Here is a 10922-nt window from a genome sequence, read left to right as displayed (position 1 = left end):
CGTGGCCCGCGTGGACGAGTTCGCGGAAGCGCTCCGGACGGCGATCACCAATCGTGGTCTCGGGCTGGAGCGACTCCGCGATCACCTCTCGCAACACGGCGTGTCGGTGTCGCCGACGACGCTGAGCGGCTGGCAGACGGGCCGCAGCCGGCCGGAGCGCAAGAAGTCGCTGCAGGCCGTCGTCCACTTGGAACACATCCTGCAGGTGCCGCCGGGGCACCTCTCGGAGCTCCTGGGACCGCGGCGCCCGCGTGGCCGGTGGCTGCGCAAGGCCCCGGTGCCGATGTCGGCGTTCTGGCCAGTGGATGCGTTGCAGGACATGGAGACCCGCTGGGACGACCAGCTGATCCGGGTCAGCCAGCAGGACTTCGTGACCATCGGGGCGGACCGGACCGCGCGGTCCTTCCGCTCGCGGCAGGTGCTGTCGGCGTCGATGAACGGGCCGGACCGGTGGGTCGTGGTCATGCACACCGAGTCGCACGCCCTGCCGTCGTTGCGGGCCCTGAAGAACTGCGAGGTCGGGCGGCTCGTGGAGGACGAGACGCGGGGCGTGCTGGCCGCCGAGCTGTTGTTCGACCGGGTGCTGAACAAGGGCGAGAGCATCGTGATCGAGCACGAGCTGGTGAACGCGCCGCCGTGTCCACTCGCGACTCGGTACGAGCGCGAGTTCCGGTTGCCCACCAGGGAATACGTGCTCGAGGTGACCTTCTCCGGCCCGCCACCGGTGTCCGTGACGCAGCTCGCCGACGGCACCGCGGTGGCTCCGTCCCGGACCTTGCTGGACGTGGCTCTGGACGTGCGGCCCGGCGTCCGGGGCTTTCGCTGGTCCTGGTGAACGACCGAAGACGGGTGTTCCCTCCGCGCCACGCAGGGAACACCCGTCCTCTTGAGACCGAGGTCAGCCGATCTTCTCGATCTTCGCCCGGCGGATCAGGAACTTGCCGGGCTCGCGGACCTGTTCGAAGGCCGCGTTGTTGAGCAGGGCGCAGCTGCCGGACACCGACGTCACCTTGACGGTGGTGGACTTGTTGTTGTCCAGGTTGGTGACCTTCAGCGTGGTGCCCGCCGGGAACTGGTTGCTGGACGCCGCGGGAGCGCCGCCCTCACCGGAAAGCGTGACGGTGGAACCGTTGCAGACCTGCTGGCCGGACGCGCCGCCACCGTTGTCGCCGCCCTGGTTCGCATCGGGCTTCGGTGCGGGCTGGGCCGTGGCCTGGCCCTGGTCGCCGGCGTTGTTGCCGCCCTGGTTCGCGCCGCCGTCACCCTTGCAGCCGGCCGCCTTGCGCCGCTGCTGGATCAGGTCGACCACGGCCTGCCGGTTCGCGATGCGGGCCTGCGACTGGGCATCCGGGTTCGCCTTCTGGCCCGCGATGAAGTTGAGGTTGTTCTGCAACGCCTTGTCCAGCCCGCCGCAGTCCTCACCGGACGTGGCGGCCTGGCCCTTCTCGGCCTTCGCCTGGACGTTGTTGCCGCAGCCGGCCGCCTTGCGCCGCTGCTGGATGAGGTTGACCACCGCCTGCCGATTGGCGATGCGAGCGTCCGACTGAGCATCGGGGTTCGCCTGCTGCCCGGCGATGAAGTTCAGGTTGTTCTGCAGGGCGGTGTCCAGTCCGCCGCAGTCCTCGGCCGCGTTCGAGTCGGTGCCGCTGAAGGCGAAGATGCCACCGGCGACAGCAGCGACCGCGAGCATGGCGCCCGCGCCGATCATGGCGGGCTTGCGGTGTCGAGCGCCCATTCGATTCTCCTCGGGGTGTTCATCGGTGTTGTACCGGTGACTACGGGGAGGTCACGAACGGGGTTCAAACCGGTCTGGACCATGTTGGTTTTAAATGCTTTTAAGGTTTTGCACTGATGGTGATCTTGCTGGTCAGAGGCCGTTCTCACGAATCCGGACGTCGTCGCGTTCATGGTTCGTGAATGGACCAAGCGGGGTGATACCGGTGCGGGTCAGTGGTCTGGTCCACGGCTCCGCGAAGGCTTGCGGTTCGACGTGGATTCGACGCTGACGCCCCCGGCGTTCGACGGCTACATCCGGTCCAGCAGACGGCTCCGCGCGATCTCCAGGTGCGCGGTCATCGCCGCGCTCGCCGCCTCCGGGTCGCGGGCGATCAGGGCGTCCACGATCGCCCCGTGCTCGGTGATGGTCTGCACCCCGAACGGCTGCTGGAAGTTCAACCGGAACAGGTGCAGGTGACAATGAGTTTTCGCGAACGACTGAAGAACGGCGTCATTCCCGGCAATGCGCAGGATGAGCTCGTGCAACCGCTGGTCGTGCGCGGTCAGGTTCTTGTAGTCGTCGTAGGCGTCATCGGCCGGCGCGGCCGGGCAGGTGGCCAGCTCCTCCTGGATGAGACGCACGTCCTCGGGCGTCATGCGGGACGCGGCCAGTGCGGCGGACGGGGGTTCGAGCAGCAGGCGCAGGGCGTACAGGTCGTCGACCTGCTTGCGGTTCAGCAGGTCCGTCACGCGGTAGCCGCGCAACGGCAGCCTGCTGACCAGCTCTTCGGACTCCAGGCGCGCGAGGGCCTCCCGGACCGGTGTCGGGGACACGTCGAGCTGACGCGCTATCTCGTCGATGTTGACGCGCGCGCCCGGCTTCATGCCGTCGCTCATGATCAGCGCGCGGATCTGCTCGTAGACGTCATCCGCGAGCACGCGCCTGGCCGGTATCCGCAACACCACTCCCGGGACTCCTGTTCAGCTCTTCGCCAGTATCTCCTGCGAGACGCGTTCCATCTCGGCGAACACGTCATCGGAGCGTTGCCCGCCGAAGTAGGCCTCGAAGAGCGGCTGTTCGGCGGACTGCACGGCCGAGCCGTTGGCATAGGCGGTGGACGGGTAGAGGACGCCGTCCTTCACGTACTGGTTGAAGACCGTGAGGTCGACGCCCTGCGACTTCATCGAGGTGACGGTGTTGTCCATGGCGGCGGGAATCGACGGGAAGAACGTGCCGGTGGCGCCCGCCTTGCTCTGGCACTCCTCGCTGCCCATGAAGCTGACCCACTTCCAGGTCAGGTCCGGGTTCTTCGTGCCGGCCCAGATGTTGTTGCCGTTCGAGTTGGACAGCACGGCGCGCTTGCCGGACGGGCCCAGCGGGGTGGGTGCGATGCCGACCTCGACGCCGGGGATCTTGCCGAACGACGGCGCCGACCAGGAACCACCCGTGGTCATCGCGGTCTTGCCGGAGCCGACCAGGTCGATGTCGGAGATCGTGGACTGGTTGCCGGTGGTGAAGGTGCCGAGCTTCGGCGACAGGCCGCGGTCGGTCAGGGACGTCACCCACTTCATCGTCTTCACGAAGCGGGGGTCGGTGTAGTTGAACTTGGTGGGCCACTGGTCCTTGTCGCCCATCTTCCACCCCAGCGTCGCGACGAGCGGGGCCCAGGTGGTCTCGCCGATGAAGCTGCGGCCGGCGATGGCGCCCACGCCGTAGGTGGCGACGGCGTTCTTGTCGAAGCCGGGCTCGTCACCGCGTTTGCCGTTCTTGTCGACGGTCAGCCGCGCCACGATCTTCTCGAAGGTGCCCCCGTCGTCGGGGTTCCAGGTCATCCTGGCGACGTCGTCCTCCGAGACGCCCGCCTTGGCCAGCGCGTCCTTGCGGTAGTAGATGCCCGCCGCGGCCCAGTCCAGCGGCAGCGCGTACTGCTTGCCGTCGGTGAACTTCCAGGTGTCGACGCCGACCGAGTACTTCCTGAGGTCCACTGAGGACTTGGTGATGAGGTCGTCCAGCGGCATCAGCTGGTGCTGCGAGGCGTAGGACTGCAGGAACTGCACGCTGTTCTGGAACGCGTCGGGCGCGGTGCCCGCCACGAAACCGGCGGTGAGCTTGGTGAAGTAGTCGTCGACGTTGTAGCGGGTGATCTTCACGTCGACACCGGGGTTGGCGGCCTCGAACGCCTTCTCGCACTCGCCGTAGGCGACCGCCTGCTTGTCGTCCCACGTCCACCAGTTCACGGTGGTGCCGGACGCCGAGCCCGAGCCCGGCGAACACCCCGCGACCACCAGGGCCGTCACTGCTGCCAACGAGGCGGCGATTCTCATAGCGTCTCCAAAAAGGCGTCGAGAGCGATGTCGAGGTCGTCGGAGCCGCCTGCCTCGTGGGCGCTGTGCTCCCAGACCGAGATCTGCCGAGGTCCGGCGTAGGCGTGGTAGGCACCGAACACGGTGGACGGCGGCACGATGTCGTCCATCAGGCCGACCGAGAACCAGGCGGGAGCCACGGCTCTGGCGGCGAACCCGACACCGTCGAAATAGGACAGTGTCGGGAAGACGCCGGCACGTCGGTTCTCCGCGAGGTACGTGGTGAGCTCGGTGTAGGGCGGCCGTCCGCACACGTTCAACGCCCGGCGGAAGTCGCACAGGAACGGCGCCTGCGCGTGCACGGCGGCCAGATCAGGCACCAGACCGGCGACGGCGAGGGCGATTCCGCCGCCCTGGCTGTTGCCGATCACCGCCACCTCCCGAGCACCCAGCGCGCGAACGGCGTCGACCGCGCGAACGGCGTCGATGAAGACGCGGCGGTAGAAGTAGGTGGCGCGGTCGGCGATGCCGCGGGTCAGGAAACCGGTGCCGCCGCGCTGGTCGCGCACCTCGACCTGCAGGTGCGCGAACCCGGCGCTCGCCCAGGTCAGGTTCTCGACGGCGCTGCCCCGGTTGCCGCCGTAGCCGTGGAACTGCACCACCGCGGGCAGCCCGGACCGGCCGCGCGGCGTGCGCAACCAGGCACGGATCCGGTCGCCGCCGAACCCCGAGAACGTCACGTCGTGGACGTCGAGGGTCTGCAACGGCGTGGCGACCGGCACCGCCTCGACCTTGAGCTCAAGAGCACGGGCCTCGGCCAGGGTGGAGTCCCAGAACGAGTCGAAGTCGTCCGGCCGGACGTAGGAGCTGCGGTACTCCCACAGCGCGTCCAGTCCCAGGTCGGTCAGCACCAGATCCTCCCGCGCACTTCCACGACGTCGCTCACGACGACCTCCGTGACCTCTCCGCCGATGCTCACCGGCACGACCTCCGCGGCGTTTCCGGACAACCGCCGCACCCGCACCACCACCTCGCCGTCGTGCCAGGCGACGTCGACCGCCAGACCGCCGCGGCAGCGCAGGCCGCGGGCCGAGCCGCACGACCAGCCGGACGGCAGCGCGGGCAGGACGTCGATCACGCCGGTGTGGCTCTGCACCACGACTTCCGCCAAGGCGGCCGTGAAGCCGTAGTTGCCGTCGATCTGGAACGGCGGGTGCGTGCTGAACAGGTTCGGCAGCAGGCCACCCCACTGCGAGCCGTCGACCGGCGCGTCGCGGTGCCGGTCGCCGGTGAACGCCTGCGAGGCCTCGGAGAGCAGCGACCGCACGGCCTCCCCGTCGGCCAAACGCGCCCGCAGAGCCATCTTCCAGGCCCACGACCAGCCCATCGCACCGTTGCCGCGCCGGTCCAGCGACGCCGCGGCGGCGTCGCCCAGCGGGGTGCCGGCGACGATCTGGCCGAGCGGGTGGACCGACACCAGGTGCGACAGGTGCCGGTGCGCCGGATCCTCCTCCGGCAGGTCGGCGACCCACTCCCCGATCCGCCCCTCGACCACCGGAACCGGCCGCAGCCGGGGCAGCGCCGCCGAGATCTCGGCGAGCAACGGGTCGGCACGGCCGGATGCGAGTGCCAGCGCCAGCGTGCGTTCGAACACGGCCCTGACCAGCACCACGTCCATGGTCGTGGACCAGGTCAGCGCCTGCGGCCTGCCGCCCGAGTCGAGGAACCAGTTCTCCGGCGAGGTCGACGGGCACGTGTCGAGATACCCGTCCGGCCCCTCGACCAGCCAGTCGAGGCAGAACTCGGCGCACCCGCGCAGCAACGGCCAGGCACGCTCCAAAGTGGACCAGGTGCGGGCGAAGTCGTAGTGGTCCCAGGCGTGCTGGACCAGCCACGCCCCGCCCATCTGCCACAGCGCCCACGACACCGCGCCGTGGCCCATGCCGACCGGCAACGCCCACGCCCACGCGTCGGTGTTGTGGTGCGCCACCCAGCCCCGCGCCCCGTACAGCTCCCGCGCCACCTCGGCGCCGGTCACCGCGAGCTTCTCCAGCAGTCGCAGCAGCGGTTCGTGGCACTCGGCGAGCCCGGTGACCTCGGCCGCCCAGTAGTTCATCTGGGTGTTGATGTTGATCGTGTAGTTGGCCGACCAGGCAGGTCGCAGCTCCTCGTTCCAGATGCCCTGGAGGTTCGCGGGCGGCGCACCGGGACGCGACGACGACACCAGCAGGTAGCGGCCGAACGCGAACAGCACCGAGGCGACGAGCTGCTCGTCCTTGCCCGACAACAACTCCGGCACGTCCACGACGTCCGGCACGTCACCGAAGCGGACCTCGCACGCGTCCATCAACGTCCTGTGGTCGCCGTGCCGCCGACCGCTCCACAACGACTCGGTCGTCGTGGAACTGGTCAGCGTCAACAGCCAGCGATCGCTCTGGCGCACCTCGACCGACACCGTGCCGCGCTCACCGGCGCCGTAGACCGGGGCCTCGACCTGCGGCTCGTGCCTGGGCGCCGAGTCGACCGGGATCTCGATCACGAGGTTGAGCCCGTCCCGCGAGACCTCGCGCAACGGCGTCGTGATCTCGACGGCCAGCGGTACCGCGCCGGTGATCTCCACGCACAGCGCGGTTTCCGACGCCCACACGCGCCGGACGACCTCCCGGCCACCGACCGTGAGCCGCTCGGTGACCACGCCGGTGTTCAGGTCCAGGGTGCGGCCGTGCGACTCGCCGTCGGGCAGCGTGATCCACAGGTCCACGTAAGGCAGGAACGTCTGGCTGTACCGGCCCTCGAAGGACATCAGCAGGTCGGTCGCCCGCCCGAGATCACCGGAGAAGATCGCCGACCGCACCTCGGCCAGCCGTTGGGGACCTGCTCCGGCCGCGACCACGTCGGCCAGCGCGCGAGCAGGTCCATCCGCGGTCCCCGACCACACGGTCGCGTCGTTGACCTGCACGCGGGACCGCCCGGCCCCGCCGAACACCATCGCGCCGAGACGTCCGTTGCCCACGGGCAGCGCCTCGGTCCACTCCCCTGCCGCCGTCGGCCAGTGCAGTTTCACTTGATCCCCGTGAAGCCGATGGAGTTGACCAGCCGCCGCCCGAACACCACGAACAGCAGCAACATGGGCAGCGCCGCGACCAGCGTCGCGGCCATCAGGCCGGCCCAGTCCAGCGAAGCCTGCGGTGAGGACTGCTTGAACACCGCGAGCGCGAGGGTGAGCGGGCGGACCGACTCATCGTTGGTGACGAGCAACGGCCAGAAGTAGTCGTTCCAGGTGGTGATGAACGTCAGCAGCGTCAGCGTCGCCATCGGCGCCACGCTCATCGGCAGGATGATTCGGAAGCACACCCGCAACGGCCCGGCGCCGTCGATGATCGCGGCCTCCTCGACCTCGTGGGAGAGCCCGAGCATGAACTGCCGCAGGAAGAAGATGTTGAAGGCGGAGAAGAACGCGCCGGGCAGGATCATGCCGCCGAACGTGTTCAGCAGCCCCAGGTCCTTCATCAGCACGAAGTTCGGCAGCAGCGTGAACACCGACGGGACCATCAGCGCGGTCAGCAGCACGCCGAAGACGACGTCCCGGCCCTTCCACCGCAGCCGGGCGAACGCATAGGCCGCCAGTGCCGAGAACCCGACCGTGCACAGGGTCAGAAGTCCGGCGTACACAACGGAGTTCCACAGCGCCAACGCCAGGTCGATCTTCGCTCCGGACCCGCCCTCCGCGGCGGCCTCGGCGGGTGTCGCGAGCCCCAGAGCGCGCTTGAACGGACCCCAGGTGAAGTGCACCGGCAGCAACGAGGACGGGTCGGTGGACATCGCGAAGTTGTCCGACAGCGCGGTGCGCAGGATCCAGTAGAACGGGAAGATCGTGACCAGCAGGACCGCGATGAGGTAGGCCCACGCCACACCCCTGCCGAGCTTCGTCGGAAAGGTCATCGACAGCTCCTCAGTTCGTGTCCGACTCGCCGGCACGGGCCATCCGCAGCTGCGTGAAGGTGACCGTGACGAGCAGCAGGAACAGGGCGAGCGACATGGTGGCGGCATAGCCGAAGTCGAACTGGCCGAAGGCCTTGTCGTAGATGTACATCTGCAGCACCAGCGACGCGTCCGCCGGGCCGCCCTTGGTGCTGACCTGGACGATGTCGAACACCTGGGTCGCGCTGATCACGTTCAGCACCACGACCATCACCAGGATCGGCCGCAGCAGCGGCAGCGTCAGCGAGCGGAACGTCTGCCACTCCGACGCGCCGTCGATCCGCCCGGCCTCGTAGATCGACACGGGGATCGTCTGCAGGCCCGCGAAGATGAGCACCGCGTTGTAGCCCATGGACTTCCACACGTTCAGCGCGGCCAGCGTCGGCACCGCCCAGCCGCCGGAGCCGAAGAACATCACCGGCTCGCCGAAGACCCAGGTGATCAGCTGGTTCACGATGCCGAGCTGCGGGTCGAGCATCCACGTCCACACCAGCGCCGTGACCACGCCGGAGATGAGGAACGGCAGGATCATCAGCCCGCGGACGGTCGTGCCGGCCCCCAGGCGGTGCAGCACGACCGCGGTGATCAGCGAGATGCCGACGCCCAGCACCACCGACAGGACGACGAAGTAGGCGGTGACGCCGAGCGAGTGCCAGAACCTGCCGTCGTTGATCAGCTCCTGGAGGTTCGCCAGCCCGGTCCACACCGGCGGGGTGAGGATGTGGAACTCGGTGAAGCTCAGGTAGACGCCGCGCAGCATCGGGTAGGCGAAGAACACGCCGAACCCGAAGACGGCGGGCGCGACGAGCAACCACGCGACCCACGTGTCGTGGCGGCGCGAGGCGGGGCCTTTGCGGCGCCCAGGTGGAGGCGCCGTGATGGCGAGACCACGCACGACCTGGGCGCTGGAGTCCTGCACGGTTGTCACCACGACGCCTCCTGTTCGAGGGTTAGATGCGGATGCTGTCGACGTCGAACACGGAGTCGTCGGGGTTGCCGAAGCGAATCGTGTTGTTGCCGGCCAGCAGGTAGATCGGGACGGTGACCTTCTGCGGCACGTTCCAGTTGTCGTCGTTGGCACCGGCGACGGGCAGCTTGAAGCCGGTGCCGTTCACCGTGACGATGCCGGTCCGGCTGGAGCTACCGTCCACGTAGGACAGCTCGACCAGGTAGGTGCCCTCGCGCGGCACGGTCACCGTCGGCATCGTGAGAATGCCGCTGCCGCCGATGAACCCGACCTTGTTGCCGTTGGAGCAGGCACACCCGTAGACGGTCGCGCCGCCACCGGTGCTGCCCTTCTCCGCCTCGTAGGTGACCGTCTCCCGGGGAGTGACGAACGAGACGGGCTTGGCGCGGTTTCCGTTCTGCACCACGGTGAACTCGTAGGAGGTCGCCGGGGTGAGGCCGGTGACGGTCGCGTTCGTCGAGGTGGTCGTGGCGACCTTCCTGTTGTTGGCGTAGATGTCGTAACGGACGCCGGTCCTGCCCTGCCACTTCAGCGAGACGCTGGTCGGCGTGGCGCCGGTGCCCTGCACGACGGACGGCGCGACGGCGGTGCGCGGGGTGATCTTCAGCAGCTTCGTGCCGTGCACCGGCAGGTCGGCGCTGTAGGAGCCGTTCGCCTGGCCGATGTCCTTGCGCGCCCACACGTCGCGGACCTTGGCGTTGCCGTTGATGCCCAGCTGCGCGAGGTCCGCGGTGACGGTGGCGGGCCGGGAACCGAGGTTGAACAGCGCCACGGTGAAGCTGCCGTCGGCGTTGCGCGCGTACCAGACCTGCTGGTCGGAGAACTGGTCGACCGGGCGCGCCGGGACGCCTGCCTGGTCGATCCCGATGACCTCGTCGTTGGTCAGCAGCCGGTAGCCGTAGTCGTCGATCTTGGTGAGGTCGTCGCCCAGGTACAGCGGCGAGTTCGAGATCGCCCACAGCGTCATGTAGCTCTGCCGCTCGGCCTCGGTGATGCCGTCCATCTCGCCGACGCCCACGTTGAGGCTGTCGAGGTTGTTCCAGCGGCCGGGACCGGCGTCGTCGATCCACTGCACGACGTCGTTGAAGCGCTGCTTGACCGAGTTGTTCCAGGTCACCAGCGTCGGGCAGTAGCACTCGACGTCGGTGTCGATGCGCCAGCCGTTGGTGTTGGCCTTCCACACCTCGGCCTGGCGATGGCTGAGCGCCCACGAGATCAGGAACTCGATCGGGCGGCCGGTGCGCTGCAGGGCGATGTTCCACGCCTTGACGTCACTGGTGTTGTCGTAGTTCTCGCTGCCCTTGAAGCTGCCGGGGCCGACGCCGTCGAGCTTGAGGAAGTCGACGCCGTAACCCGCGATGACCTGGGCGATCGAGTCGATGTACTTCTGCGCGCACGGGTTGTCGAAGTTCATCTTGTAGGCCGTGTCCCACCCGTTGGTCTTGCGCAGGTCCGGGTAGACGATGTCCTTGGTCGTGCAGCCGGGTGCGTTGTAGATCGGCGTCTTGCCGTCGTTGTAGGCCTTGAGGTCCAGGCCCACCGCGAGGTACGAGCCGTACTTCAGCCCCTTGCCGTGCACGAAGTCGCCGAGCCACTTCATGCCGTGCGGGAACTTCTTGGCGTCCGCGACCGGGCGGCCGTACTCGTCGAACGAGCCGAGCCAGCCCGCGTCGACGTTGACGTGGTCGTAGCCGTGCTGCTTGAACCGCGCGGCGAGGACGTCCGCCTGCGCCACGACGTTCTTCTCGTTCAGCCAGCTGGCCGGACCGTCCGGGTTCACGCCGGGGTAGTTGGTCGCCTGCAGGCTCCAGCTGCTCCAGCCCAGGTAGGGCTTCTGGGCGAGCTGCTGCTGCTGGACTTCGGGTGCCTGGGCTGCTGCGGGGACCGCGATCAGCGACGCGAGCAGGCCGGCAACGACACCTAACGCTCTCAAGACCACTCCTTTGTGATTTCC

9 protein-coding genes are annotated in these 10922 nt (G+C 68.4%); 1 reads left to right on the top strand and 8 read right to left on the bottom strand.

From position 1 onward, the window contains the following. The first annotated feature begins 10 nt into the window (after positions 1 to 10). The gene (locus ACWEIJ_RS21920) at positions 11 to 835 is read left to right on the top strand and encodes an XRE family transcriptional regulator (RefSeq protein WP_449839047.1); all 825 of its coding nucleotides are present in this window, start codon (positions 11 to 13) and stop codon (positions 833 to 835) included. Between the two features lie 63 nt (positions 836 to 898). On the opposite strand, the gene ACWEIJ_RS21915 is transcribed toward ACWEIJ_RS21920, so the two are convergent. From ACWEIJ_RS21915 to ACWEIJ_RS21880, 8 genes are all read right to left on the bottom strand, one after another. Beyond that, the gene (locus tag ACWEIJ_RS21915; RefSeq protein ID WP_449839231.1) at positions 899 to 1501 is read right to left on the bottom strand and encodes a hypothetical protein; all 603 of its coding nucleotides are present in this window, start codon (positions 1499 to 1501) and stop codon (positions 899 to 901) included. A gap of 524 nt (positions 1502 to 2025) precedes the next feature. Further along, on the bottom strand, positions 2026 to 2682 hold the full coding sequence (locus ACWEIJ_RS21910) for a GntR family transcriptional regulator (RefSeq protein WP_449839046.1): 657 nt from the start codon (positions 2680 to 2682) through the stop codon (positions 2026 to 2028). A gap of 15 nt (positions 2683 to 2697) precedes the next feature. Next, entirely contained in the window at positions 2698 to 4041 is a 1344-nt protein-coding gene (locus tag ACWEIJ_RS21905; RefSeq protein ID WP_449839045.1) for an ABC transporter substrate-binding protein, read from the bottom strand. Further along, complete coding sequence (locus ACWEIJ_RS21900) at positions 4038 to 4931, bottom strand: acetylxylan esterase (RefSeq protein ID WP_449839044.1); 894 nt, start codon at positions 4929 to 4931, stop codon at positions 4038 to 4040. Before ACWEIJ_RS21900 ends, ACWEIJ_RS21905 begins: the two co-directional genes overlap by 4 nt. Continuing rightward, on the bottom strand, positions 4925 to 7084 hold the full coding sequence (locus ACWEIJ_RS21895; protein ID WP_449839043.1) for a glycosyl hydrolase family 95 catalytic domain-containing protein: 2160 nt from the start codon (positions 7082 to 7084) through the stop codon (positions 4925 to 4927). The genes ACWEIJ_RS21900 and ACWEIJ_RS21895 overlap by 7 nt, the downstream gene beginning before the upstream one ends. Further along, a complete protein-coding gene (locus ACWEIJ_RS21890) occupies positions 7081 to 7962 on the bottom strand; it encodes a carbohydrate ABC transporter permease (RefSeq protein WP_449839042.1) in 882 nt (293 codons plus the stop codon). Before ACWEIJ_RS21890 ends, ACWEIJ_RS21895 begins: the two co-directional genes overlap by 4 nt. A 10-nt stretch (positions 7963 to 7972) precedes the next feature. Continuing rightward, positions 7973 to 8932, bottom strand: coding sequence for a carbohydrate ABC transporter permease (locus tag ACWEIJ_RS21885; protein ID WP_449839041.1), 960 nt, complete (start codon positions 8930 to 8932; stop codon positions 7973 to 7975). Between the two features lie 19 nt (positions 8933 to 8951). Beyond that, positions 8952 to 10901: an alpha-galactosidase D gene (locus ACWEIJ_RS21880; protein ID WP_449839040.1), complete on the bottom strand. Its 1950-nt coding sequence runs from the start codon at positions 10899 to 10901 to the stop codon at positions 8952 to 8954. Between the last annotated feature and the right edge of the window lie 21 nt (positions 10902 to 10922).

It is taken from the genome of Lentzea sp. NPDC004789, assembly GCF_053601075.1.
The sequence above is the reverse complement of the archived record's forward strand: the minus strand, read 5'-3'. Positions and strand labels throughout refer to the sequence as shown.

What these genes read in the sequence shown, in the direction of transcription:
- ACWEIJ_RS21890 (WP_449839042.1), bottom strand. Translation starts at nt 7,962, where the DNA reads ATGACCTTTCCGACGAAGCTCGGCAGGGGTGTGGCGTGGGCCTACCTC.
- ACWEIJ_RS21905 (WP_449839045.1), bottom strand. Translation starts at nt 4,041, where the DNA reads ATGAGAATCGCCGCCTCGTTGGCAGCAGTGACGGCCCTGGTGGTCGCG.